Annotated in this window: 25 protein-coding genes; 7 read left to right on the top strand and 18 right to left on the bottom strand. The window is 34.3% G+C overall.

Annotated features, from left to right (window positions below; all coding sequences use genetic code 11):
• Positions 1–50: 50 nt before the first annotated feature.
• The 3 genes from HDR40_RS03440 to HDR40_RS03450 all read right to left on the bottom strand — a co-directional run bounded on the left by HDR40_RS03440 (position 51) and on the right by HDR40_RS03450 (position 3,778).
• On the bottom strand, positions 51–977 hold the full coding sequence (locus HDR40_RS03440) for a LacI family DNA-binding transcriptional regulator (RefSeq protein WP_290626524.1): 927 nt from the start codon (positions 975–977) through the stop codon (positions 51–53).
• Positions 978–1,132: 155 nt separating this feature from the next.
• A complete protein-coding gene (locus HDR40_RS03445) occupies positions 1,133–1,651 on the bottom strand; it encodes a hypothetical protein (protein ID WP_290626526.1) in 519 nt (172 codons plus the stop codon).
• Positions 1,652–1,834: 183 nt separating this feature from the next.
• Positions 1,835–3,778 carry a sucrose-specific PTS transporter subunit IIBC gene (locus HDR40_RS03450; RefSeq protein ID WP_290626528.1) on the bottom strand — a complete coding sequence of 648 codons (1,944 nt, stop codon included), beginning with the start codon at positions 3,776–3,778 and terminating at the stop codon, positions 1,835–1,837.
• A 232-nt stretch (positions 3,779–4,010) separates the two neighbouring features.
• Here HDR40_RS03450 and HDR40_RS03455 point away from each other — a divergent pair, with 232 nt between their 5' ends.
• Both HDR40_RS03455 and HDR40_RS03460 read left to right on the top strand, forming a co-directional pair.
• Positions 4,011–5,477 (top strand): sucrose-6-phosphate hydrolase, encoded by a 1,467-nt coding sequence (locus HDR40_RS03455; protein ID WP_290626530.1) that lies wholly within the window; start codon positions 4,011–4,013, stop codon positions 5,475–5,477.
• Positions 5,478–5,498: 21 nt separating this feature from the next.
• Entirely contained in the window at positions 5,499–6,488 is a 990-nt protein-coding gene (locus HDR40_RS03460; RefSeq protein WP_290626531.1) for a LacI family DNA-binding transcriptional regulator, read from the top strand.
• A gap of 72 nt (positions 6,489–6,560) precedes the next feature.
• Here HDR40_RS03460 and HDR40_RS03465 read toward each other — a convergent pair whose 3' ends face one another.
• Positions 6,561–7,349, bottom strand: coding sequence for a tyrosine-protein phosphatase (locus HDR40_RS03465; RefSeq protein ID WP_290626532.1), 789 nt, complete (start codon positions 7,347–7,349; stop codon positions 6,561–6,563).
• Between the two features lie 145 nt (positions 7,350–7,494).
• Here HDR40_RS03465 and thiD point away from each other — a divergent pair, with 145 nt between their 5' ends.
• The 4 genes from thiD (at position 7,495) to HDR40_RS03485 (ending at position 11,047) form a co-directional block, all read left to right on the top strand.
• The gene (thiD, locus tag HDR40_RS03470; RefSeq protein ID WP_290626534.1) at positions 7,495–8,316 is read left to right on the top strand and encodes a bifunctional hydroxymethylpyrimidine kinase/phosphomethylpyrimidine kinase; all 822 of its coding nucleotides are present in this window, start codon (positions 7,495–7,497) and stop codon (positions 8,314–8,316) included.
• Positions 8,317–8,535: 219 nt separating this feature from the next.
• Positions 8,536–9,219 (top strand): cobalamin biosynthesis protein CobQ, encoded by a 684-nt coding sequence (locus HDR40_RS03475; RefSeq protein ID WP_290626536.1) that lies wholly within the window; start codon positions 8,536–8,538, stop codon positions 9,217–9,219.
• On the top strand, positions 9,200–10,582 hold the full coding sequence (locus tag HDR40_RS03480) for an amino acid permease (protein WP_290626538.1): 1,383 nt from the start codon (positions 9,200–9,202) through the stop codon (positions 10,580–10,582). Before HDR40_RS03475 ends, HDR40_RS03480 begins: the two co-directional genes overlap by 20 nt.
• 9 nt (positions 10,583–10,591) lie before the next feature.
• Positions 10,592–11,047 (top strand): GAF domain-containing protein, encoded by a 456-nt coding sequence (locus HDR40_RS03485; protein ID WP_290626540.1) that lies wholly within the window; start codon positions 10,592–10,594, stop codon positions 11,045–11,047.
• Positions 11,048–11,070: 23 nt separating this feature from the next.
• On the opposite strand, the gene HDR40_RS03490 is transcribed toward HDR40_RS03485, so the two are convergent.
• From HDR40_RS03490 to HDR40_RS03510, 5 genes are all read right to left on the bottom strand, one after another.
• Positions 11,071–11,370, bottom strand: coding sequence for a hypothetical protein (locus HDR40_RS03490; protein ID WP_290626542.1), 300 nt, complete (start codon positions 11,368–11,370; stop codon positions 11,071–11,073).
• A 91-nt stretch (positions 11,371–11,461) separates the two neighbouring features.
• Positions 11,462–12,247 (bottom strand): LytTR family DNA-binding domain-containing protein, encoded by a 786-nt coding sequence (locus tag HDR40_RS03495; RefSeq protein ID WP_290626544.1) that lies wholly within the window; start codon positions 12,245–12,247, stop codon positions 11,462–11,464.
• Positions 12,247–13,521 carry a GHKL domain-containing protein gene (locus HDR40_RS03500; RefSeq protein ID WP_290626546.1) on the bottom strand — a complete coding sequence of 425 codons (1,275 nt, stop codon included), beginning with the start codon at positions 13,519–13,521 and terminating at the stop codon, positions 12,247–12,249. The genes HDR40_RS03495 and HDR40_RS03500 overlap by 1 nt, the downstream gene beginning before the upstream one ends.
• A gap of 275 nt (positions 13,522–13,796) precedes the next feature.
• A complete protein-coding gene (locus HDR40_RS03505) occupies positions 13,797–13,931 on the bottom strand; it encodes a hypothetical protein (RefSeq protein WP_290626548.1) in 135 nt (44 codons plus the stop codon).
• Entirely contained in the window at positions 13,931–14,836 is a 906-nt protein-coding gene (locus tag HDR40_RS03510) for an EamA family transporter (protein ID WP_290626550.1), read from the bottom strand. Before HDR40_RS03510 ends, HDR40_RS03505 begins: the two co-directional genes overlap by 1 nt.
• Positions 14,837–15,272: 436 nt before the next feature.
• Between HDR40_RS03510 and asnA the strand changes: the two genes are divergently transcribed.
• Positions 15,273–16,286 carry an aspartate--ammonia ligase gene (gene asnA, locus HDR40_RS03515; RefSeq protein WP_290626552.1) on the top strand — a complete coding sequence of 338 codons (1,014 nt, stop codon included), beginning with the start codon at positions 15,273–15,275 and terminating at the stop codon, positions 16,284–16,286.
• 65 nt (positions 16,287–16,351) lie between these two features.
• Here asnA and HDR40_RS03520 read toward each other — a convergent pair whose 3' ends face one another.
• The 9 genes from HDR40_RS03520 to HDR40_RS03560 form a co-directional block, all read right to left on the bottom strand.
• Complete coding sequence (locus tag HDR40_RS03520; protein ID WP_290626554.1) at positions 16,352–17,743, bottom strand: APC family permease; 1,392 nt, start codon at positions 17,741–17,743, stop codon at positions 16,352–16,354.
• Positions 17,744–17,768: 25 nt separating this feature from the next.
• On the bottom strand, positions 17,769–18,494 hold the full coding sequence (locus tag HDR40_RS03525; protein ID WP_290626556.1) for a gamma-glutamyl-gamma-aminobutyrate hydrolase family protein: 726 nt from the start codon (positions 18,492–18,494) through the stop codon (positions 17,769–17,771).
• 75 nt (positions 18,495–18,569) lie between these two features.
• On the bottom strand, positions 18,570–19,955 hold the full coding sequence (locus tag HDR40_RS03530) for an amino acid permease (RefSeq protein ID WP_290626558.1): 1,386 nt from the start codon (positions 19,953–19,955) through the stop codon (positions 18,570–18,572).
• The gene (locus HDR40_RS03535) at positions 19,948–21,336 is read right to left on the bottom strand and encodes an amino acid permease (protein WP_290626560.1); all 1,389 of its coding nucleotides are present in this window, start codon (positions 21,334–21,336) and stop codon (positions 19,948–19,950) included. Before HDR40_RS03535 ends, HDR40_RS03530 begins: the two co-directional genes overlap by 8 nt.
• Before the next feature lie 174 nt (positions 21,337–21,510).
• Positions 21,511–21,873, bottom strand: coding sequence for a DUF956 family protein (locus tag HDR40_RS03540; protein ID WP_290626562.1), 363 nt, complete (start codon positions 21,871–21,873; stop codon positions 21,511–21,513).
• Between the two features lie 62 nt (positions 21,874–21,935).
• On the bottom strand, positions 21,936–22,871 hold the full coding sequence (locus HDR40_RS03545; protein WP_290626564.1) for a PTS system mannose/fructose/sorbose family transporter subunit IID: 936 nt from the start codon (positions 22,869–22,871) through the stop codon (positions 21,936–21,938).
• Between the two features lie 23 nt (positions 22,872–22,894).
• On the bottom strand, positions 22,895–23,701 hold the full coding sequence (locus HDR40_RS03550) for a PTS mannose/fructose/sorbose transporter subunit IIC (protein WP_290626566.1): 807 nt from the start codon (positions 23,699–23,701) through the stop codon (positions 22,895–22,897).
• A 22-nt stretch (positions 23,702–23,723) separates the two neighbouring features.
• Positions 23,724–24,716, bottom strand: a complete 993-nt coding sequence (locus HDR40_RS03555; RefSeq protein ID WP_290626567.1) for a PTS sugar transporter subunit IIB — start codon at positions 24,714–24,716, stop codon at positions 23,724–23,726.
• Positions 24,717–25,090: 374 nt separating this feature from the next.
• A complete protein-coding gene (locus HDR40_RS03560) occupies positions 25,091–25,408 on the bottom strand; it encodes a hypothetical protein (protein ID WP_290626569.1) in 318 nt (105 codons plus the stop codon).
• Between the last annotated feature and the right edge of the window lie 170 nt (positions 25,409–25,578).

Consider the following 25,578-nt stretch of genomic DNA (forward strand, 5'->3'; position numbering starts at 1 on the left):
CAAGTTTTATGCAACCGTTTGCACAAAAATAAATAAAAAAGATTGACTTTTCAGTCAATCTTATAAGGAATAATTTTACTTTTTAATTGAGAAAATAAAACTTTAACTGCCTCTTTTCCTAATTTTTTAGGCTGTAAATCTACCTGTAAAGTCTCTCCAATGAGCATCCCTAGCAGCTTACTATTATTAAAACAGATTACAGGATATTCCTTATCATTTTTCAATGTATGCAGATATTGTAAATATAAAATATCATCAGAAAAGATTAATCCATCAATGCTAGAATTATTCTTCAAATAATTATTTAGAGTATCTTCATCAAGATTTAAAGTAATAATTTCAGGCCTGATTCCCTTTTTTACCATAAATTTCTGATAACCTTTTTCTCTATCAATTTCATAAGACCAACGATTACCAGATTCGATAAAAGCGGGATGCTTTATTTGCGTATTCTTCCACAAATATTCTGTTGCAGAAAATCCAGCAGCTACATTATCATTATCAACAAATTTATATTTATTAGAAGAACCAATTATTACAAAATTTAATTTTTTCTCAGCTAAGTACTCTATAATGGGATCATTTTGTTGCGAGTAAAAAATCACAAAGTTGTGAACTTTAGACTGTTTCACCATTGATTGGACTTGTTTTAATAATTGTTCTTGGCTAGGTGCAATAGCCACCAACATTTCGTAGCTCTTTTGTTGTAATTCACTACTAATTCCTCGCATTAAATCAATATGAAAAGGATTAGCTGGAGCAGATTCACCAGTCACTGGAAAAACAATTCCAACCATATTTGCTTCACCTAAAGTTAAATTTCTACCAGCATAATCTGGTTGATACTCCATCTGAGAAGCAATTTTTCTAACTTTCTCTTTAGTCTTCTCACTAATTCTCGGATTATTATTTAAGGCTCTTGAAGCCGTTGATGGTGAAACACCTGCTTTTTTGGCAATATCTCTAATAGTGTACATTTTGACCACTTTCTGCTTATTAACTACCAACTACTAAAATAGCTGACTTACAGACTTAAAAATTATCAACAAATCATTATAACAATAACTTATTTATAATTATCTAGCCAATACTTTAGAGATTTTTTAGCTCACCAAAACAGAGTAATAATAATCTATTTGTTAACTCGAATAATAAAACCTTCTGGTAATAATTGACCCACGAGATAATTTTGAGATATATCAGTAACTGAATTAAATCCTAACGCACCACTACTAGTATTAAAGTAGCCAACAATAGTTTCATTTTCTCCAATTCTTTCAACCTTAATTAATCCCTGTGACGTAATAGATAAACGTAACAATCCATTTTTTAAAACATCTTTATGTTCATTACCAAACTGAATTAAGGTAGAGATTTTTTTGTTCCAATCGATTGATTTAGAATAGTCTTTACTTTCACTATTTTGACAGTTAGGAAGTAAACCGGTTTGCAAGAGTATGAATGCTAATACTTGAAAAACAAGATTCTCATCACGCTGCTCTTCTTTTAATATTTGCCAAATATCTTGAATATTGATTGATTCTTCGTTAAATTGGTCATCATCCAACTGCAATGACTCAATGAATTCTTTTGTATTAATTTGATGCTTGAAAAAATAATTGTTAACTTGTTGAATATAAGAATATTTCATTACATTACACCTCACTACTTACAACTCAATTAGTATATTTTTTATTATTCTTCTCATTACAATTTAAATTAATCTATCTAAAGCAATATTCTAAAATACCCACGATCATCTGATCGTAGGTATTTTTTATATAGAGGGGGAAAATAAGTAAGTATTACAATATAAATATATATAGGTATTATCCTAGCGTTTAGTTACAGCAATTAAATCATCGCCATGCTTCTTTTCTTTACCATCAATACGCTCTACATTAGCGTAATTAGCAGTATTAGTAACAATAGTCATAACAGTTGGATCATATCCTGCTTTAGTTACAACATCTAAATCAACTGTCCCAAGCTTATCACCTTTTTCAACATGTTGACCTTGCTTTACAATAGAAGTGAAGCCTTCACCCTTTAAGTTAACAGTGTCAATACCAATATGGATCAAAACTTCTGCACCCTTATCAGACTTAATTCCATAAGCATGTTTAGTATCATAAGCAACAGTAATCTCACCAGTCACTGGCGCATAAATCGTTCCTTCGGTAGGTACAATAGCAGCACCATTACCCATTGCTTTAGTAGAGAAGACTGGGTCATTAACTTTAGTCAAACTTTCTGCTTCACCAGAAACAGGTGCAGCAATGATTTCATCATGTAACTCATCATTAGCCTTAATGATTTCTTGAGCTTTTTCTTGTTGCTCCACTTCATCACCTGCTGACTTAACTGTAGCAGATTCTGGAACTACATCCTCTTTGAAATGTTTCTTACCGTACAAGAAAGTGATTACAAACGAAACTACAAAACTAATTACTACAGAAAGTGCCCACATTGGAATAGCCTTTGGCACAATTGATAAGAAACCTAAGAAACCAGCTGAACCTAATGCAGCAGCAGTTACGTGCATTAGTCCTGCAAAAGCAGCACCAACGCCGGCACCAATCAATGCACTAAAGAATGGGAACTTATACTTCAAGTTAACACCAAATAATGCCGGTTCAGTGATACCAAGTAAAGCAGAGATACCAGATGATGAAGCTAAGCCCTTAACTTTCTTATTCTTAGTTAAGAAGTAAATTGCAAAAGTTGCGGCACCCTGAGCAACATTAGCCATACATGCAACAACAAAGATGAAATCACCTGCTCCCTTTCCTTGCGCAAATTGAGCAAGTAATTGTGTTTCAACTGCTGGGAAACTTTGGTGAAGACCCGTAGTAACAATTGCTGAGTATGCTAAACCAAACACACCCATTCCAAATGCCCCAGTAGTATCATATAGCCATACAATTGCATCAGTAATTGCATCTGAGACGCCTTTGAAAACTGGCCCTATAATTACAAAAGTTAAGAAGCCAGTAATCATAATTGAAAGTAACGGTGTAAAAGTAAAGTCAACAGCCGAAGGTAACCACTTGTGGAATCTCTTTTCTAAGAAAGCAAGTAGCCATACAGCAACTAAAACTGGAATAACTTGGTATTGGTAATTAGTTTGAGAAACATGTAAGCCAAAAATATCCCAATATTTACCTGCACCAGCTAAATTAGGTGTGGTCATAATCATACCAATGGTAGCACCTAAGAATTGGTTAGCACCGAAACGTTTAGCAGCTGAAATACCAACTAAAATAGGCATAAAAATAAATGGAGCAGCCGACATTACTTGAATCATCTCAGATAAACCAGCAATGCTTGGAGCCATTTGAACAACTGACTTAGGGCCAAATAAACCTGGCTGAGTCAAAAAGTTGTTCAATGCCATCAATAAACCACCAGCAACTAAAGCCGGAATAATTGGTACAAAGATATCAGACAATAACTTAATAAAAGCCATGACCGGATTAAACTTTTGATTTTTCTGAGAAACTTTCTTTAAATCTTCAGTAGATAATTCTGAAAGCCCAGTCATCTTGATTAATTCATCATAGACATTATTAACATCCCCAGGTCCAATAATAATTTGGAACTGACCATTAGTCTTAAAAGTCCCTTTAATATCAGGATCGCTATCTAACATTTTTAAGTTGACTTTGCTATCATCTTTTAAAACCAAACGTAACCGAGTTGCACAGTGAGCTGCAGCCACTAAGTTATCGCGACCAACTGCTTTAATAACAACTTCAGCATCTTTTTTATGATCCATAATTCCTCCTCCTTATTTGTAAGCGTTTTAAATATTTATTACATTTTCTATGATAGCGTATTCTCGTAATGTGTCAAGCGTTTATCAGAAAATAACCTAAAAATTCAAATTTTGGGGGGGAGCTATTGAGTCCACAACTATTTTTATATATGATATACGTTTGACATGTTTTATTATTTATCATACTATTTCTTTATAAAAGAATGCGTTTACATAAAAAGGATGGATAATTATGGAATGGACTCGTGAACAACGATACAGAAAATATAACGACTGGGATGCTGCAACCTTATTAAAACTGCAATCTCAAGCAGCTACTTCTGATTATCAGATGCACTATCACATGCATCCCCTCTCAGGATTAATGAATGATCCTAATGGTTTTTCTTACTACAACGGTCAATACCATTTATTCTGTCAATCATATCCCTTTGGACCAGTTCATGGCTTAAAGTCATGGACTCACTATGCGTCTGACGACTTAGTTCACTGGCATTACTTAGGACAAGCCATCGACCCTGATATGGATAAAGATAACGCTGGTGCCTATTCTGGTTCAGCGATGGAACATGATGGTAAACTCTTATTAATGTATACCGGTAATCATCGGGATGAAAATTGGGTTAGAACACCTTACCAATTGATTGCTGAAATGGACAAGCATAACCAAATAACTAAAAAAGATGAAGCAGCTATCTTACCACCTAACCATGTAACTGAGCACTTCCGCGATCCTCAATTATTTGAACATAACGGTAAGTTCTACGTGATTCTAGGTGCTCAAGATGAAGAAACTAAAACCGGCCAAATTGATGTCTATGAATCAGAAGATTTAACTAACTGGCATGAAGATGGCTATCTTAATTTACCCGAAGAAATGGGGTATATGATTGAATGCCCTAATCTAGTTTTTGTTGACGGTGAACCAGTATTAATCTTTTGTCCACAAGGATTAGATAAATCAATTACAAATTATGATAATATCTTTCCTAATATGTACTTAATTGGAAATGACATTGATTTATCACATGCTAAATTTTTTTCAACACAATTAAAACCAAAAAATTTAGATGATGGTTTTGACGTTTATGCAACCCAAGCATTCAATGCACCAGATGGTAGTGCCTATGCAATTTCTTGGGTAGGATTACCTGATTCAACTTATCCGGTAACTGATGAAGAGGGCTGGGCTAACTGCTACAGTCAAGTTAAAGAATTAGAAATTAAAGATGGTGTATTATACCAACATCCAGTTCCTGCAATGACAAACTTGCGCTACTCTGAAGTTAACATTTCTGATAAAAAGCTCATCAGTTCTGATGTTAAGCGTCAATATGAGTTAAAATTAAAAATTGCAGCAGGTCAAAATGCAAGCCTCCACTTGAACTCTGACTCTGAATTAAATACGGGCTTAATACTTAAATTCAGTACTGGTAATAAGGCTCATTTAACTGTTGACCGCAGTCATGGCCCAGCGATAAACCCAGATTACGGTACAACCCGCATGATTACTCTCGAAGATAATCAAGAACTCGATCTAGATATCTTTGTGGACGGCTCATTATGTGAAATCTTTGTTAACAATGGACGTCATGTGATTACATTACGCTTCTTCACTGACGAGGAAAATCGGACGATCTCTTTTGATAAAGATATTAACTATACTGGTAAGTTATGGAGGATGCATTCAATTCTCTAAAATTAAAAAGTAGGAAAATAAATGACAAAATTAATAGATGTTGCGCAACTTGCTGGATGTTCAGTTACAACTGTTTCCCGGGTAATAAATGATTATGGCTATATCAGTGAAAAGACACGTAAAAAAGTTCAGCAAGCTATGAAAGCTCTAAATTACCAGCCTAATTCAGTAGCACGTTCTCTTCAAGGGAAAAAAACTCAATTAGTTGGGGTAATATTTCCTAATATTTCTAATCCATTCTTTGGTGAACTTGTTGCCGAAATTGAAAAGCAACTCTTTAATTCAGGTTACAAAACCATTCTTTGTAATGCTGGCAGTGATAAAGAAAAAGAACGTACTTATTTACAAATGCTAATGGCTAATCAAGTTGATGGAATTATTGCTGGGGCTCACAATTTAGGAATTGATGAATATCAAAATACAGGTCTGCCAATTATTTCATTTGATAGAAAACTTTCCCGTAATATTCCAATTGTTACAGCAGATAATTTTCAAGGTGGTTATTTAGCTACTAAAGAGCTTTATGATAATGGAGCTCGCCATATCTATTTTGTTGGTAATCCAGTTCTCGACGGGCACCCAACTCAACGTCGTTTAGAAGGCTATCAGGAAACAATCAATAAGTTAGGCTTAACCGAGCATATTTACCCTGTAAGATTCGGGGAAACACCTGAATTAAAAGAAATGGCTATTAAAGAATTACTCCAATCTCATGAAGTCGATGGTATAGTGGCATCCGATGACTTAACCGCTATTTTAGTTTTAAATATAGCTAAAAAACTTGGTATCAAAGTACCATATGATTTAAAAGTTATAGGATTTGATGGTACTAACTTTATTCAAACTTACTATCCTGAACTTTCAACAATTGTTCAACCAATTTCAGCTATTGCTCAATTATTGGTTGACCTGTTAAAAGAAAGAATTAGCAATCCAAATAAAAAGTTAAATATTTCAACCTATAAACTACCAGTTAAACTTTTAAAAAAAGAATCTTCTAACGCTAACTAATCGCAATAAAATAGGGTAACTTCTTAGAAGTTACCCTATTTTTAACTTTTATAGTGAGTAATTAGATGTTTTTCAGACTAAATACAACTCTTTAAATCTCTTCAAATCTTCTTTAGTAAAGCCTAATACTTTAGTGAAATATTTTTCAAATCCACCAAACCCTTCATTTATTGTCCGGGTAATACCTTTAATAGCAGCTCCTTCACCTTGAGCAATATTCATGCGATTAACCAAATCAATCATTTCAGAATCACTAGGAATTTGCTTTTTAAAACCAAAAGGATAAAGTTTATTAGTCAATAAGTAGTCTTGGGCTATCGTTTTTTCATCAACGCCTAAAGCTGTCAAAATTAAAGCAGCTGTCATCCCTGTCCGATCTTTTCCTGCACTACAATGAAAAACTAAAGCTTCATTTTCTGGTAAATTCAGTAAATGAGCGAATACTTTGGCAAAAGATTTCTGACTAACAGGACTAAGAATTACATTTTGATAAATTTCACCTAAGAAATTCCCCTTTTCCCCGACCTTTGGGATATGATGTAAAAACTTATAGACTGATCGATCTTTCTCTTCTTCCAAACTCCCATCTTTATCTTCTGCATAAACATGACAATCCACATATTTAACACCGTCCCATAGCTGGTCAGGTGCTATTCTTTGTTCATTAGTCGACCGTAAGTCACAATCTATCGCTACTTTCATGCTTGCAAGTTTTTCTTTATCATTCACAGACAGTGAACTCAATGAATCTGCGCGATAAATTTTATTCCATCTTATACGTTGGCCATCTTTATTAGTGTAGCCACCTAAATCACGAAAATTTACAGTTCCATCTAAAGTAATTAAACGATCATGTGCCATATAGAAAAATTCCTTTCTCTATTTAATTCTTATATTTAATTTTATCTTAAAAATACTTTTGCTCAAAATTATTACCTGTTGCAAAACCCCCATCATATATGTGAAGATAAGATTAAGTATTTCCAAGGTTAAAGGAGGAAAAATAATGGCTCAAAAACAAATACAAGCTCTTACTATTGCAGGTCACGACAGTGATGGTAGTGCAGGTATGCCTGCTGACTTACACTCATTTTATGCTCGTGGTGTTTACGGAATGGGATTGATGACTGCAAATGTTGCTGGCAATTCTAAGGGTATTTTTGCACAACAATTAATGCCAATTGACTTTATTCAAAAGCAATTTGACGTTTTAAACGAGGACTTCAATATTGGAGCAACTAAGACAGGTATGCTTGCTAATAAAGAAATTATTGATGTCGTAGCAGATAACTTAAGAAAGTATCAAATGCAAAATATCGTCTTAGATCCTGTAATTATTACTAAACACGGAGCTACCCTGTTAGAAGATGATGCATATCAGGCCTTCTTAGATAAATTGCTTCCACTTGCCACGATTATTACACCTAATTTTTATGAAGCCCAAAAACTTACTGACTTAGAACTAAAAGATGATGATGAGATTAAGCGTGGTGCTCAAATGCTTCAAAATATGGGTGCTCGCAATGTCCTCTTAAAAGGACATCACGATGAAAATTCTACTGAAGTAAAAGACTATCTTCTCTTAGAAGACAGTAGTGAAGCATGGTTCACCAAACCATATTTTGCTACTAACCGTGTAAATGGTACTGGCGATACTCTTTCTGCTGTAATTACAGCAGAACTTGCAAAAGGTACTGAACTTAAAGAAGCAGTAAAAATTGCTAAAGATTTTACTTACGAAGCAATTTCTCACCCAATCGAAGTTGGTTCAACCTATGGACCAATCAACCACTTAGCTGCTCAAAAGATTATGGAAGAAAAAAACTAGTAATATACAAAAAAAGCTGACGATATCGTCAGCTTTTTTGTTAAAATTACAGTCTGTCGATTATAAGCAAAACTGCTATAAGTATTCCACTCCTCATAAACATTAAAAAAATATAGCATTATTTATCATCTTTTAATATAATAGATGAAACTAGGCTTTGGGCTTATCTATTAATTTGAGTTATACTTTTATCAACAACACTTAGTAAGGATGAAAATTATGACAAATAACACTATTAAAATTGCCTACTTATACGAAGACTTGATGAACACTTACGGTGATTCTGGCGATGTAAAAGTCGTTAGTTACTTACTTGCCAAGCAAGGTTACAAGACTCAAGTAGACAATATTTCTTTAGACGATGAATTTGATGCTAATGACTATGACTTTCTATTTTTTGGGGGAGGTCAAGACTTTGAACAAACTGTAGTCGCAAAGGATTTACCACGCCATAAAGATACCATTGAAAAATACGTAACCAATGGTAATCCTATGCTTTGTATTTGTGGTGGCTACCAATTAATGGGTGACTACTATAAAACTAACAGCGGTGTAACTATTAAAGGTCTTGGTATTTTACCACTTCATACAGTTTTTAAAGCTGATAAACGTATGATTGGTGACACCCGTTACATGACTGAATGGGGCGAAGTTAAAGCTTTTGAAAATCACTCTGGTCAAACTTACTTTGATGATACTAATAAATTGCATCCCTTTGGCAAAATGATTGAAGGATATGGAAATAATCCACAAGACAAAGTTGAGGGTTTACGTTATAAAAATTTAATTGGTTCTTACTCACATGGACCTTTATTAAAGAATGTTAACGTAGGTAATGCAATTGTGAAGATGATTTTAGAAAGATATAAGGAGCGAACTGCAAATGAAGTTCAATCCATTTAGAAAAGAAAGCCTCAAGCGTTACCTCGGCACTGATAAACACTTTGTCAAAACGCTTGGGGCTTTTGACTTATTAACTCTAGGTATCGGCGCAGTTATTGGGACAGGTATCTTTATCTTACCCGGGACTGTTGCTGCTAAAAACTCTGGACCTGCTGTTACAGTTTCATTTTTAATTGCGGCTGTTGTATGTGGATTATGTAGTTTATGTTATGCCGAGCTTTCTTCAACAATTCCCGTTGCCGGGAGCGCTTATTCATATGGTAATATCCTTTATGGTGAAATTATTGGTTGGGTACTTGGCTGGGCATTAGTGCTTGAATATATGCTCTCAGTTGCCGCTGTCTCTAGCGGATGGGCTGCATATTTTAACTCATTAATCAACAGTGTCGGTTTACATATTCCTCATGCTTTAGAGGGATCATATAATCCTGCCAATGGAACTTATATTAATCTCTGGGCCGTTGTGAGTGTTCTATTAGTTGCGATTTTGCTTTCTCACGGAATGAAAGCTTCAATGAAATTCAACAATGTAGCGGTAGTTATTAAGATTGCGATTATCTTTATTTTTATCGGTGTAGGACTATTTTTTATCAAGCCAAAGAATTATACTCCATTCATGCCCTACCATGCTAATGGCGTTTTACACGGAGCCACTACAGTATTCTTTGCCTTTCTAGGGTTCGACGTTGTCTCGGCTTCTGCTGCCGAAGTTAAAAACCCTAAAAAGAATATGCCTATTGGGATTATCGGAACCTTAATTGTAGCTGCTATTCTTTATATGGGAGTATCTATTGTATTAACAGGAATGGTTAATTACAAGTTCCTTGATGTTGCTAACCCAGTAGCTTATGCCTTAAAAGCTGTTCATCAAGGTTGGCTAGCAGACCTACTTTCTATCGGAGCGCTATTAGGAATGAGTACCATGATGCTCTCCATGATCTACTCGAGTTCACGTTTAATTTACTCAATTGGTCGTGATGGCTTATTACCTAAATTTTTAGGAAAAATTGACAAGAGTGGTTTACCGGAGAATTCCTTATGGATTGTCACAATTGTGATTGCCTTAATGGGTGGCTTGTTCTCATTAGATGAATTAACTAGCTTGGTTTCAATTGGTACACTGCTTGCCTTTACTTTTGTTTCTTTCGGGGTAATTAAATTGCGTCATCGCTCTGATATCCCACAAGGTAGCTTTAAGGTACCCCTATACCCGGTTATTCCAATTTTATCTGGTTTAGCATGTATTGGAATGATGTGCTTCTTATCTAAGAATACCTACATCTTTGCCGGAATTTGGTTTGCATTTGGATTATTGATTTACTTCTTCTATGGCTACAAACATAGTAAGATTGAGAAGAATTAGGAGGTCACTATGGCAGCAACAACCGAAGATAATTACAAGTTACTAGTTCGCCAAGCACAAGCATTAGTTGCAGATGAAAGTGATTGGATTGCAAATACTGCAAATATTTCTGCGCTTTTGTTTAATTTATTAGATAATGTTAATTTCGCTGGGGTGTATCGTTATGAAAATGGTGAGTTGATTTTAGGACCATTTCAAGGGATGCCAGCTTGTGTGCATATCCAAATGGGTAGCGGCGTTTGTGGTACCACTGCCGAAAAGCAAGAAACTCAAATTGTCGAAGATGTTCATAAATTTGCTGGTCACATTGCCTGTGACAGTACTTCTAATTCAGAAATCGTGGTACCAATCTTCAAGGATAATTCTCTCTGGGGAGTGTTTGATTTTGACTCCACTAAGTTTGGTAATTTTGATGAACTGGATAAGAAATACTTAGAAGAAATTGCACAGAGTTTATTTAAATAAAGAAAAAAGAAGGGTGAAATTAATCACCCTTCTTTTTTTCTTTCTAAGTAAACTTTTCTAAAATAGTAAAGCGTCAATACTAGAAAAATTAATGCAAAAATTGATAAAGGCCACTCTTGATGAAAAAGTGTTTGATAAACTAGCAGGCAAGACACTAACGCACATATTATCCCATTTACAGTAGCGCTCTCCTTAACTATTCCTCTCTTTATCAAAAGTCTGATAACAAGGTTGTATACTACGATTATTACAAGTGTAATTATCCAAATTGTTTCCCAATTACTAGATAAGTGCAACAGTTTAGCAATATTATCTGCAATCATTTCAATAGCTCCTCCTAAGTACACTTAAGTGAATAATTTATTCTACAAAAAAGACGAGCATTTAGGAGAAAAAATACATATTTTGCATTTTTTAATACTTATTCGGTTTAAATTTTTCTATTACTTTTTTTGCATTACTTCTTGAATAATACACACTACTACCATCCGGAAAGAAAATTTCTTTATTTTTAAAGTCAATCTTTTGTACATTAGCAGGATTAATTAAACAAGACTGTGATATTTTCAACAAATAATTATTTTCACTTTCAATTTTAGAAATAGTTCCAGAAAATTTACTTTCTCCACTAGAAAACACCAAATCAACCTTGTGATTTAAAGAACTACTCTCCAAATAATAGATCTCACTAATCTTAATCTTCTGATATTGTCTACCCCACTTGAAAGAGAAATATTGTACTTTATTTTCAATACTCTCATCCACTTTATCCGCACAATTTAGTAAAGTCTGTGTTATCCGTTTTACAATCTGCTCTGATGCCTGGTCTTTATTAATATAGTCAATGGCTCCAATTCGGCGTTCATAAGTTAATGGGGCGTATTTATCATATGCCGTTATAAACACAATCTGGGCGTTTGCATCCCTCGACCTGATGAAATCTGCTAAATCCACGCCCGTCTTACTATTTCCATCTTTTCCAATTTCAATATCAAAAAAATAGATAGCATTTTTCACATCCTGGGCTACAACATACCCCACTACCTCTTCAAACGAGTTAGCAACTAGAGAAACGTCAAGAGACTTATTCTTGAAGCGTTCATTTTCATCCTGAATATTTTCCCAGGCAATATTTACCTGATTAGCAATATTTTGAACAATTATGGGCTCATCATCACACACAATCACTTGATAATTCATTATTTATCACCTTCAACTGTCATATAAAAATCAAAATATTCACTGTTAGCCATATAAGAAATATCTAAACATGGATATTTCTTATTAATTTGATTAATTGTATATAAGCCTAATCCATGATGACCTTGTTTTGTTGTAAATCCCTTTTGAAACAATTGATTCATTTTAGGCTTCTTTTCACTTACACTATTTCGAATCTCTATTTCTAAATCATTCTCACTACTGTAAAGCATAATCTTTATCCAAGAATTTTCTTCACCCGTGCACTCTTCAATTGCATTATCCAATGCAATTCCTAAGATTCTTAACAAATCTAACTCATCTATTTCCTGGGGAATTTTAGAAATTTCTTTAGTACATTCAACTTGATATTTAATTTCTAAATCGGACATCTCTGTTAATTTGGTAATAAATAAGCTCTTTAAAGTATCAACTTTTATGTGATTTAAATTTTGATATTTAAGTAATGCGTTTTTATCTAAATTGTTTTTCGTAAATTGATCCAACTTTTTAACTACTTCATTCAAATTTCCCTTTTGTGCACTCAATTTTAAAGAGTTAAACATATTCTGATAATCATGCCTAAAACTGCGTAATTTATCCTCATCTTTTTCTAAATAGTGAGCATACTTCTTTTGTTGCTGATATTTTTTCTCAAGTTCTTCTTTCGTTTTCTTCTTCAACATTTCGTTTTGAATTCTTACCATTTCAATATATCCACCAATTATGAATATCCCTTGGAGTATCAAAAAGATTCCAAAAAATGAACCTACAGAAATGAATTTATCACCTAATTTATACTTCAATACCATTCCAGTAGTTACAGCATAAAAATATATTTCTAACCATAAGAAAACAATCTTATTTTTTCCTATCAACTGTTTTTTTATATACGGACTATACTTCTTTATTAAAAAGAATAAAATTGTAAGCCATACATTTAAAAATAGAAATTCATATAGATTATTATCTATTGCACCTAAAAAAATTGTTTCAATTGTATCAAGACTAAGTATTAATAATGCTGTGCCTAGAGAAACATAAATATTACTCTTCTTTCTAAAAAATTGAGTAAAAATGATAAGTTCTAAAATATTAGAGCCCAGAAGCGTTAGTGGATCGAATACAGACAGCACAGCAAATAAAATTAACAGAACAATAAAAATAATATTCTTCCATTTTAACTTAAATTTTATTTTTGTAATCTCAAAAAAAGCCCAGCTATCAAAAATAACTGAAGCCAACAAAGTGTAAATAAAAAGCAGATTATTCATTTTTTATCCTAGTGAAATTTAAACCATTTATGTGAATTCCACAAGTTCGAGGCAGCAAAAAAGAATGTAAATAAATTATTCATATTAAAGTACTCCTTTTTATATAAATATTTTTAATATATTACCACAGAGCTTAGCTATGAAAAATAAAAACTACCAAACTAGTCATTTTTTTTTCAACTTATTTGGTAGTTTCATTTTCTATTAACTTAACTAAAAATAATCATAATAAGTCTAACACCCATTAGCACAAAAACTGCGCCAAACCAGATGCCCTAGACAAGGCCATATCTAGCAGACAACTTCTGCGGATTTTTTTCACGTTGACGTTTTTGATAACCTCGTGACCCCAAACCTAAAACAATAAAAATAATTCCTACAAGTAAAAGAACAATTTTTTGCATATTCATCAGTCATCCTTCTTCTCCGGCTGCCAGCTTAACGCCATCACAGCCAAGATAATCATGATAGCTCCAACCCAATCAACTGGTGCCATCACTAAACCAAAGAATAAAACTGAACCAATAGTTGCAGAGACTGGCTCAAAGGCATCAAGCAAGGTTGCAGTTGATGGAGCAATATAACGCAATGAACCCATCATCCATTGGAATGGAATCAAAGTCCCGATAACAATTACGCCAGTCATCAATAAGACTATCATACTGATAGATTTTTGTGGTAAATGTGGCCAGACTGGGTGTACGATGGCTAAGGCAATTCCAGCAATCAACAACCCCCATCCCGTTACAACCAGGCTAGAAGTATGATTAAGCAATTTTCTAGGAATCAAAGTATTTGTTCCTACTCCAATGGCAGACAAGAATCCCCAAAATAAAACTATAGGAGACAAAGAAAGTTGATTAAAACGGCCATGTGTAGCTAAGAAAAATACTCCAACAAACGCTATAATTCCTGCTAGTACATCTAATCTTCTTAAAACTTGATGCTCAAAAATGACCATATAAATCATTACAAAAAATGGACCTACAAATTGTAAGATTGTCGCAATTGACGCATTAGCTTGTTGTACTACAATAAAGTAGCAATATTGCACGGGTAATAAACCTAATAACCCATAAGCAATTACTGTACTTGCATCCTTTTTATTTTTCATTATCTTCATAGGTTTTTTACCAGTAATTTGGGCAAAAATTAAAAGTAGCACACCACTAATAATCATTCTTACTTGGGTAATCCAAATTGGTGTAATTTCTGAACTAATATTGAATAGTCCTTTTGCAAAAAGTCCTGATATACCCCAAAAAACACAAGCCAAAGCTGCTAAAAATGTCCATAATTTTTTCTTACTTGCCATAATTGTCCCCCTAGGATTTCCTTTTTAATCAGCAATATTCATCATAACAGAAAAGAAAGGAAAAAAGATATATATAATTTTTACTTGATTTTTTATGCAAAGTATTATTAAATATAATCAATATAAAAATTAAAAAGCTATGAAAAAGACGAGTACATAGTTTATTTCTTCCAGTGAGTTGGCGTCAGTGGAAAGCCAGCAGACCCTGAATTATCGAAAAACACTTTTTCCAAAAGTTGCCCATCAAACTAGACTTTCTACAGTAGGTGGCGCCGTCTCTGGAACGTTACCATACCAGTAGGGCATGTTGGTGCCCTATAAAGCCGGTCTATTTTAGACAAACTGGGTGGTACCGCGGAAAAAAGCCTTTCGTCCCTTTTAAATAGGGAGCGAGGGGCTTTTCTTTTCTCCCGACACTATTTTAAAGGAGAAAAACATGGAATTAATTTTACCTAAAAACTACCATCCAACATTAAATATTCGCGATACAGAAGCTGCTATTGTTTTTATTCGTGAAACTTTTCAAGATAAGCTTAGCTTTGCTTTAAATTTGCAAAGAATGTCTGCACCTATGTTTGTAGAAAAAAAGACCGGTTTAAACGACAACTTAAATGGAATAGAACGTCCTGTTTCATTTGATATGAAGGCCATGCCTAAAGATGAAACTATTGAAGTTGTACATTCTTTAGCTAAATGGAAACGACTGGCTTTAAAGCGTTATGGCTTTGGAATGCATGAAGGATTATACACCAATATGAATGCGATTCGTCGTGATGAAGATCTTGATAACTTCCACTCAATTTACGTTGATCAATGGGATTGGGAAAAAGTTATTTCTAAAGACGAACGTACTGAAGAAACTCTAAAAACTACCGTAAAGAAAATTTTCACCGCTATCAAAGAAGTCGAAACCGAACTGATTCGTCGTTATCCAGGTTCTGTCTACCGACTTCCTGATCAGGTTCATTTTGTAACCACACAAGAATTAGAAGACCGTTGGCCAGAACTTTCTCCAGAAGAACGTGAAGATAAAATCACCAAAGAAAAGAAAGCAGTTTTCCTAATGAAAATTGGTGACAAGTTAAAGCGTAGCGGTGAACCCCATGATGGACGTGCACCAGATTATGATGATTGGTCACTAAATGGTGATTTACTTTTCTGGTTTGAGCCTCTTAACAAGAAAATTGAAATTTCTTCCATGGGTATTCGTGTTAGTGAAGAAAGCTTACGTGAACAATTGAAGAAAGCTGCCGTAGAGGAACGAGCAAACTTACCTTTCCATAAAATGCTCCTTGATGGGAAACTTCCTTATACAATTGGAGGCGGAATCGGACAATCTCGTCTTTGTATGCTGCTTTTAGGTAAAGCCCATATCGGTGAAGTACAAACCAGTATCTGGCCTGACGAGATGATTAAAAAATGCAAAGCAGCCCAAATAGCTTTGCTATAAATAAAAATTGGATATAAAAAAATTGTAGGATTATTAGCAATCCTACAATTTTTTATCTGTCATTTTTACTTTTGTATTTTCCTAGAAACCCAAAACATAATCAAAGGCAATAATACAAAGCCAAAAACCATCATAGCAATGGCATACCAATTAATACCAATAAATTGGCCTTGGGTATTCATAATACCAAATTGTGACTTCCAATCATATTCTACTAACAAGAATACTACCACAATAATTGAGAGAATTGGAACTATTACATCAGTCCACACATTTTTTGTCGCATTTAAAATTGGTGCACTACTTTTACCTTGATAAAATCTAATTACAGCAATTGGAACTACAATAAATCCTAAAAAACGAACCATTGCACTTAATGTAATTAAGTTAACCATATTATACTCAAAAGCCATAGGAATTAAGATTGCTAATCCTATAGAGATAAAAAATGTTCTAATTGGGAAGTTATTTTTAGTTCTTTTAGTCAAGCCTGTAGATAATTGATTTTCTTTAGCCATAGCTTCTAAAATTCTTGGTGCATTGAAACTTGAAGCAACATTAATACCAAACATTGATACAAGCGCACCAACCAAAATAACATCCCTTAAGAGCTCATTTTTAAAAATAGCTGCAATAGCTACAACTTGAGTAGTCGTCATCAATGCCTTAGGATCAAGTATCATAGCTACAGCTACAACACCAATATAGACAACTGCAATAACCAAAATTGCCAAAGGAATTGCACGTGGTAAATTTCTTTCTGGATTCTTCATATCATCAGAACCAGACGCCACAGATTCAAAACCTGTAAAAGCATAAAAAGCTGAAACAATTGCCATTACAAAACCGGTCGTTGTTAAATTTGGCACAATTTTTTGACCATTTTGTGTGATTTGATCTACTTCATTTAAATTGCTTGAAGCCCCCGTAACAATTAAAAGTACGACTCCAGCAATAATAATTAATACTAACGCAGCTAATTTACCAATAGTTGCCAAATTCATAACATACTTAACTACTTTTTGACCAAACAAGTTAATAACTGTAATAATTACCATTAAAATCAAAAAGCCAATGGTTACATTTATCATCTTGTTTGGATTACCACCAAAAATAGAAATGGTCGATTTAATTACCCCAACAGCCATTACACCCCATGCAACACTAGCAGAGAAGTAACGAAGAATTCCCATATAAAATCCTACTTTGTCACCAAAAGCTGCCTTAGAATAAGCATAGGCAGCTCCTGACTTAGTTACATACTTAGCAGCTGATGCAAAAGAAATTGCTAAAATAGAGGCAAAAATCGCAGCTATTAAATAAACCAACAAAGCCCTGGAGCCAACTTGTTGAACAACACTCCCAGGTGTTAAAAAGATTCCTGAACCAATAATCGCATTAATTGCTAGCAAAACTATTGACCAAAAACCTAATTTATCACTTTCCCTTTTACCCATTTATAAATATCTTCCTTAATTTTATTTACTGTTTAGCCTGTTCAATCACATATTTAAATAAGTTATTTTGAATCTTAGAAACTCTATGCAACATTTCTGGATGCCACTGAACAGCAATCACCGATGCATCTTTATTTTCAATTGCTTCAATTACACCGTCTACGCACCGAGCGGAAATCTTGTAATCAGGAGCTACTTTCTTAATTAATTGATGATGAAATGAGTTAGTACGTAATTCTTCTTTGTTCAAAAGATCCGCAATCTTTGTACCAGGTATAGTTTTTACTGTATGAGTAACTAAAGTTGGATTTTGTCCTTGAGAGTGCTTAAGCGTTTTTTCTTCACGATAACTTAAATCTTGATAAAGACTACCACCATGAGCAACATTAATAATTTGTGCTCCTCTACAAATTCCTAATACTGGTATATGTTTTTCTTCTGCTAATTTCAGCAGCAACATATCGAATTTATCACGCTCAGGCCAAATATTGCCTAACTTTTGTTCGGGCTCCTCACCATAATTATGAGGATCAACATCATGTCCACCAGACAAAATTAGTCCATCTATACTTTCTAATTGAGCTTTAATAACTTCTTTGTTTTCATTAAAGGGAATAATAAATGGTACCCCACCATTTTGCACAACAGAATCTACATAATCTTCATTTACATAACTACGGCGATAACCCGGAAAGATTCCACCATTATCAATAATCACTGAGCCTGAGATTCCAATAATTGGTCTAGACATTATTCATCCTCCATTCTTCTATCGCCTCTAATATACAAGAAATAGCCTCTTACTACAAGTAAGAGGCTATATTTATTAATGGTTTTTCTTAGGGTGACGAATATAATACACCACAGTTGCTAATATTAAAACTCCTGCTCCCACAGAAACTGAAACTCGAGTTTCTGGATTGATAAACATGAAAATAACAATAATTACTAACATAATTAAAGCAAAATAATTTGAATAGGGATAAAGAGGCAATTTAAATGGATGATTTTCCATTAAGTCCGGATTATTTTTTCTAAATCTTAATTCTGCTAGCAAAATTACAAACCATGCAACCATACCTGGTAAAACTGATGAACTGTATACTACTACAAACAGTTCACTCATCGTCTTATTTACCATTGAAAGAATAACGTTGAGAATAAAACCAATCAATATTCCCCCGGTAATACCATAAATCGCATGATTAGGTACTATTCTTTTTGAAATATGACCAAAAGTTTTTGGTGCTTCACCATCATGAGAGAGCTTAAAAAGCATTCTACTAGATGAATATATTCCGGAATTTGCTCCAGACAATGCAGCAGTTAAAACTACAAAGTTAATAATCCCCGCAGCAGCAGTAATTCCAACTTTCGTAAAAGTTTCTACAAAAGGAGAACCCATAGCATTTAATTGATTCCATGGATAAATCGTCACAATTACAAAAATTGCACCTACATAGAAAATTAAAATACGCCATAATACCGTTTTAACACTCTTTACGATTGCTTTTTGTGGATTAGCAACTTCACCTGCTGAAATACCAATCAATTCAATACCCTGATAAGATCCTACAATAATCGCCATTGAGAAAAAGAACCCTTTGATACCATTAGTGAAAAAGCCACCATGGGACCACAAATTGCTAAAACCAATCGGATGACCATGATTACCAACTCCAAGAACAATAACTAGTAATCCCAAAATAATCATTAAAACAATTGTTACAACCTTAATCATGGCGAACCAAAATTCTAGTGCACCATAAGCCTTTGCACTAACAATATTGGCTAAAAGTAAGAAAATGATAATAATAACGCCTGACCAAAAGGCACTTACATTCGGCCACCAAAATTTTAAATATTCTGTAGCTGCAACTACTTCTGAAATTCCAACAACAATATACTGAAATACAGCAGCCCATTCGGCTAAATAGCCAGCTAATGGTGAGATATAATCAGTAGCATAATCTGCAAATGAACCAGTACTAGGATTAATATATAAAATCTCTCCTAACGCTCTCATTACAATATACAAAATTATACCCACAAAAATATACGCTAATAATACTGATGGACCTGTCCACTTAATTGTTGAAGTAGATCCCATAAACAGACCTACACCAATCGCTCCACCAAGCGATATCATTTCCATCTGACGGGCAGTCATTGACCGTTTTAATTTCGGTGCACTATTTTTATTTTTACTCATTATGGCTGTCCTTTCCATGACGAACTAAATATATAATTACTGCCAATATTAATACTCCTGCCCCAACAGCGACAGAAACACGCGTTTCCGGATTAATGAACATAAAGATCACAATTAAGAATAGCATGATAAAAGCAAAATAGTTTGAGAATGGATATAGAGGTAACTTGAATGGATGATTTTCAAGTAAATCAGGATTATTCTTTCTAAATCTTAATTCTGCCCACAAAATTACAAACCATGGAACCATCCCTGGTAAAACTGATGAGGAGAACACAATAACAAATAAATCTTGAGTAGATTTATTGAGTGTAGCTGCTAACATGTTAAGAATAAATCCTAAAAATATTCCCCCGGTAATACCCATAATTGCATGACTAGGCACTATTCTTTTTGAAATATGACCAAATGTCTTCGGTGCATCTCCATCATGAGATAATTTAAAAAGCATTCTACTAGATGAATATATTCCTGAATTTGCTCCAGATAAAGCAGCAGTTAAAACTACGAAGTTAATTACACCAGCAGCTGCTGTAATACCAACCTTTGCAAAAGTAGTTACAAATGGTGATCCCATACTACTTAATTTGTCCCAAGGATATATAGTTACAATTACAAAAATTGCACCTACATAGAAAATTAAAATACGCCATAAGACTGATTTTACAGATTTGACAATAGCTTTTTTAGGATTAGCAACTTCACCTGCTGAAATTCCCAATAATTCAATTCCTTCATAAGATCCTACAATAATTGACATTGAGAATAAAAAGCCTTTTAATCCTCCAGTAAAAAAGCCTCCATGAGACCACAGATTACTAAAACCTGTTGGTTTTCCTCCGTTACCAACACCAAAAAATATAACTAAAAAGCCTAAAATGATCATTAAAATAATTGTTATAACTTTGATCATAGCAAACCAAAATTCTAGTGATGCATAAGCTTTAGCACTAGCCAAGTTAGCTAATAATAAGAAAGCAATAATAATTACTCCTGAACAAAATGCACTCACATTTGGCCACCAAAATTTCAAATATTCTGTAGCTGCAACTACTTCTGACATTCCTACCACAATATATTCAAAAACATTTGCCCATTCAGCTAAGTATCCAGCAATTGGATGAACATATTCCGTTGCATAATCTGCAAATGATCCAGTACCAGGATTGATATAGAGCATTTCTCCTAAGGCACGCATTACAACATAGAGAATTATTCCTACAAACAGATAAGCTAATAATACTGACGGCCCCGTCCATTTAATCGTTGCTGTAGCTCCCATAAACAGACCTACACCAATGGCACCCCCAAGTGAAATCATTTCCATCTGCCCGGCAGTCATAGACCGTTGCAAGCCGGGAACTGATTTTCTGTTCTTCATTTTGTAACTCCTTATTAAAAACTAGTAATCATACTAAACTACTAGTTTCATAAATATTACATTAAAAATATTTTAATACATGAAATACTTACTGCCAAGGGTAAATGGCGTTTTTTTAAGTGTAATTAAATAAATAAGCTTAGGCTTTTTATCACCTAAGCTTATTCTGTTATATTATTTTCTCATAATTCCACGTTTTATTTTTTGCCAAAAAGTTAGTGCTTTACGAATATTTTGAGCCGGAATATGTTCTCTAATCGCCCGTAGCGTCGCTTTAGTATGACGAGATGCAAAATAAAATTGACCATCCTTCTTAGTACAAATCTTAAAGCGTGAAATATATTTTCCACCAAAATATACATCAGCAACTACCATAGTAATTTCATTCCAAGGAATTTGAACATAGTCATTCAAATTATTATCTCGATAAAATTCAAATCCCTTATCTCCGATCATAATTTTTCCATATGTAGGCATTCCACGAAACCAAGTTCCTGGATCCACATATTCAGCTTTTGTATTTAATGATTGAACCATCTAGTCTTTCCTTTATAAAATAAAAAGCAGTCTTTGTAGACTGCTTTAAAATATTATCATTTTTAGAATAAGCCTACTACGTGACCTGCGATACCAACAATGAAGATACCAATAATGATAACGATTGGTGAAACTTTCTTCTTCAATAACCACATGCAAAGGAAAGTAAGAAGTAAAGCTGCCAAACCTGGAATTAAGTCATCCAAGTTATTTTGTAAGGTAGTTTCCTTAATCTTTTCTAAGGCCATGCCCTTACCCATATTCCATTCAGTCAATACCTTACGAATACCTTCGGCACCTGAAGGAACAGTATTCCAATCAATATAAGCACCTTTAGATAGTGGAACTCTAGAAACAATAGGTTTGAAATCAATTGTTACCCAACGCTCAATTAAAGCACCAATAACAAACATACCCATCATTGAGGCACCACGAGTGATTTTTTGTAACAAACCACCTGAAGCATCTTCCGTAATCTTAGTACCTGCTTTGTAACCCATTTCTTGAGTATACCATAAGAAAGCAATACGGATAACGTTCCACAAAACAAAGAAAATGATAGGACCGATGATATTACCACTTAATGCAAGTGAAGCACCTAATGAACCAATAATTGGACGAACAGTGTACCAGAATACAGGATCACCAACACCAGCTAAAGGTCCCATCATACCCACTTTAACACCATTGATAGTTTGATTATCAACGTCAGCTCCGTTAGCTCTATCTTCTTCTAAAGCAAGAGTAACACCAAGAATAGGCGCAGCTACATATGGGTGAGTGTTAAAGAATTCCAAGTGTCTCTTTAACGCACTCTTCATATCATCTTTGTTAGGATATAACTTACGTAAAGCAGGAATCATACTAAATGCAAAACCACCGTTTTGCATTCTTTCATAGTTCCATGAACCTTGCAAGAAAGTTGAACGCCAACTTACCTTCCATCTATCTGCTTTAGTTAATGTAACTTTATTTTCTTTTTTTACTGTTTCAGCCATTATTTAGCCTCCTCTCGCTTAATTTAATAATCATCCAGAATGTCGCCAAGAGGATCACCGGATCCACCATTATCGCCATTGCTGCCGTTATTCTTACCGGAGCCTTCCAATGCCAAGTACATAAGAGCTAATGAAAGACCAATACCACCAAGAGCAATCAAAGTTAATTCCTTAATTGCAGCTAAGCAGAACCCGATAGCGAAGAAAGGCCAAACTTCACGGTTAGCCATCATGTTAATAACCATTGCATAACCAACAGCCACAACCATACCACCACCAATGGTCATACCGTCGTTTAACCAAGATGGCATAGCTTCCAAACCTTTACGAACAAGATCTGCAGGAATAGCTAAAAGTAAAGCAGCTGGGATAGCAATTCTTAATCCCTGTAATGCTAAAGCCACATATTGCCACATATCAATTGCACGCCAGTTACCTTCTTCAGCTTTCTTATCCATGATATGAACAATAGCAACTGAAACAGTACGAACCAACATAGTCAAGAACAAACCGGCAACAGCTAATGGAATAGCGATACCAATCGCTGTACCAATACCTTTTTGTCCTTGACCACCTTGGACTAAAATAATAGCTGAAGCTACTGATGCCAACGCAGCATCAGGTGCAACGGCTGCCCCAATATTAGCCCAACCTAAAGCAATCATTTGAAGTGATCCACCTAACATAACGCCTAATGTTAAGTTACCAGTAACTAAACCTATAAGCGTACAAGCAACAAGTGGTTGTTGAAATTGGAATTGATCCAAGATACCACCCATACCTGCTAAGAAGGCTACGATCACTACCAGAATCATCTGAATAGCATTCAATTTATTTTCCCCCTAAAAAACTTTATTTGTTCTTCAATTCACTTTCAGCCTTAGCTAAAAGATGATCAATATTTTCTGGACTGTCTGATGGAACTTTTCTCACATCAAACTTAACGCCTAGCTTTTGCATTTCTTTAATCGCATCCACATCAGCTTGATCCATCGCTATTGCTTTGTTAACGTTAACCTTACCATCGGAATAAGCAATTGAACCTAAATTAATTTCCTTAATATCGATACCATCCTTGATAGCTTGTAAAGCTTCTTGAGGATTTTCGAACAATACTAAGGCTTTAGTATCCCCAAAACGTGGATCTTTATCGACTTCAACCATCTTTTTGATTGGAATAGTATTAGCTGGTACACCGGCTGGTGCAGCTTCTCTAATCATAGACTTACGAAGTTTGTCTTTTGCAACTTTATCAGAAACAACAATGATACGAGATGGATTAATGCTCTTAGTCCAACCTGTTGCTACTTGTCCATGCAATAAGCGAGTATCAATTCTGGCTAAACCATATTTAATATGACCATCTCCCAAGACAGTACCTTCAGGAATAGCACCCTTTGGTTTTTTCTCAGTTTCTTTAACACCATTTTCTGCTTCCTTAGGCATTAAAGATTCAGGTTGAGTTTTAATCCCATCTCTACCTGGTTTTACAATTGCACTAGCAATATCTTGAGCTTTTTCAGAAGCCATCCGCTGTCCCAATGCTTCAATTACCATTGGCAAGTTCATTCCTGAGACGATTGCCCAATCACCACCATGTTCCTTAACCAAGTTGTTTGCTTGATTAAATGGTGTACCACCCCACAAGTCAATCAAGAATAAAACTTCATCTTGATTATCAAATGAGGCAATTGCCTTTTCCATCTTAGCTCTAATGTCATCCGGACCTTCATCAGGCTTTAAAATACAGTGTGCTAAGTTTTCTTGTTTACCAAAAATCATTTCAGCAGATTGAAAAATACCATCAGCAAAGCCACCATGACTAGCTAGGATAATTCCTACCATTTGATTTCCCCCTTAATCAAAAAATGTACGAATACCTTTAGCAATTCTAATGTATACGTTTACTTTTACTATAATACCATTAATTGAATGAAAATGCTTGCAAAACACCCTGAAAAATTAACATTTTTTTAGCTTATTTAATAATAAAGGACTAATATATATAAAATTTTTTAATAACTTAAAATTAAATCTATACTAACAATAAAAACCTTTTAAATGATATGAAACCTAAAATTAGGACATATTTTTTGATTCATTATCACATTCCGACATTCAAAGCGATTATATACCTTTAGCATGATCTTTGGACCACAGCTAAAAGAGAATAGTCTTGATTAGGATGGCATACTGACCTGTTAAGAGCTGTATACTTTTTATAAACTAGTTTTAACATACCTATTACTTGCCTTAAGACCAGCCAACGACTTAGAGTACTTAGAGTATATAAGATATTTTTTGACTACAGCTATCCATGATGGTAACAGATAAAGCTTTTTACTATTTAAACAGAATTCGGCCACATCTAAATACCACTTTCTGTTTAATATCACAGACTTAAAATTGCGTTTGATCAAGTATCTAACTGTACTAAGAGCCGTATTGTATTCTTGGCTTAATGATTTGATTGATTTACCGTAATACTTCCAATTATTATAAATATCGATTCTGTCTTGTTTAGATAATTTAGTCATAATAAAAACCCCGAAATTCTTGTCCGAATTTCGGGGTTCATATCATTTTGTAAATATTAATCCAATAAACACACAAAAAAAGAGGACAAAGGTCCTCTCTCCATTAAGCACGGCGACTACCTAACCTTGCAGGCAGTTTCCCACCAACTACTTTCGGCGTTAAGAAGCTT

The sequence above is a fragment of the Lactobacillus sp. genome, from assembly GCF_014803895.1.

Bases quoted from the DNA above. Each gene is read 5' to 3' on its own strand.
- HDR40_RS03540 (WP_290626562.1), bottom strand. From the start codon at position 21,873: ATGGTTCAATCATTAAATACAAAAGCTGAATATGTGGATCCAGGAACT.
- HDR40_RS03455 (WP_290626530.1), top strand. From the start codon at position 4,011: ATGGAATGGACTCGTGAACAACGATACAGAAAATATAACGACTGGGAT.
- HDR40_RS03555 (WP_290626567.1), bottom strand. From the start codon at position 24,716: ATGGTAGGAATTATCCTAGCTAGTCATGGTGGCTTTGCTGATGGTATT.
- HDR40_RS03560 (WP_290626569.1), bottom strand. From the start codon at position 25,408: ATGACTAAATTATCTAAACAAGACAGAATCGATATTTATAATAATTGG.
- HDR40_RS03525 (WP_290626556.1), bottom strand. From the start codon at position 18,494: ATGTCTAGACCAATTATTGGAATCTCAGGCTCAGTGATTATTGATAAT.
- HDR40_RS03475 (WP_290626536.1), top strand. From the start codon at position 8,536: ATGACAAATAACACTATTAAAATTGCCTACTTATACGAAGACTTGATG.
- HDR40_RS03450 (WP_290626528.1), bottom strand. From the start codon at position 3,778: ATGGATCATAAAAAAGATGCTGAAGTTGTTATTAAAGCAGTTGGTCGC.
- HDR40_RS03510 (WP_290626550.1), bottom strand. From the start codon at position 14,836: ATGGCAAGTAAGAAAAAATTATGGACATTTTTAGCAGCTTTGGCTTGT.
- HDR40_RS03535 (WP_290626560.1), bottom strand. From the start codon at position 21,336: ATGAAGAACAGAAAATCAGTTCCCGGCTTGCAACGGTCTATGACTGCC.
- HDR40_RS03495 (WP_290626544.1), bottom strand. From the start codon at position 12,247: ATGAATTATCAAGTGATTGTGTGTGATGATGAGCCCATAATTGTTCAA.
- HDR40_RS03485 (WP_290626540.1), top strand. From the start codon at position 10,592: ATGGCAGCAACAACCGAAGATAATTACAAGTTACTAGTTCGCCAAGCA.
- HDR40_RS03490 (WP_290626542.1), bottom strand. From the start codon at position 11,370: ATGATTGCAGATAATATTGCTAAACTGTTGCACTTATCTAGTAATTGG.
- HDR40_RS03545 (WP_290626564.1), bottom strand. From the start codon at position 22,871: ATGGCTGAAACAGTAAAAAAAGAAAATAAAGTTACATTAACTAAAGCA.
- HDR40_RS03520 (WP_290626554.1), bottom strand. From the start codon at position 17,743: ATGGGTAAAAGGGAAAGTGATAAATTAGGTTTTTGGTCAATAGTTTTG.
- HDR40_RS03505 (WP_290626548.1), bottom strand. From the start codon at position 13,931: ATGAATATGCAAAAAATTGTTCTTTTACTTGTAGGAATTATTTTTATT.
- asnA (WP_290626552.1), top strand. From the start codon at position 15,273: ATGGAATTAATTTTACCTAAAAACTACCATCCAACATTAAATATTCGC.
- HDR40_RS03500 (WP_290626546.1), bottom strand. From the start codon at position 13,521: ATGAATAATCTGCTTTTTATTTACACTTTGTTGGCTTCAGTTATTTTT.
- HDR40_RS03530 (WP_290626558.1), bottom strand. From the start codon at position 19,955: ATGAGTAAAAATAAAAATAGTGCACCGAAATTAAAACGGTCAATGACT.
- HDR40_RS03445 (WP_290626526.1), bottom strand. From the start codon at position 1,651: ATGAAATATTCTTATATTCAACAAGTTAACAATTATTTTTTCAAGCAT.
- HDR40_RS03460 (WP_290626531.1), top strand. From the start codon at position 5,499: ATGACAAAATTAATAGATGTTGCGCAACTTGCTGGATGTTCAGTTACA.
- thiD (WP_290626534.1), top strand. From the start codon at position 7,495: ATGGCTCAAAAACAAATACAAGCTCTTACTATTGCAGGTCACGACAGT.
- HDR40_RS03465 (WP_290626532.1), bottom strand. From the start codon at position 7,349: ATGGCACATGATCGTTTAATTACTTTAGATGGAACTGTAAATTTTCGT.
- HDR40_RS03480 (WP_290626538.1), top strand. From the start codon at position 9,200: ATGAAGTTCAATCCATTTAGAAAAGAAAGCCTCAAGCGTTACCTCGGC.
- HDR40_RS03440 (WP_290626524.1), bottom strand. From the start codon at position 977: ATGTACACTATTAGAGATATTGCCAAAAAAGCAGGTGTTTCACCATCA.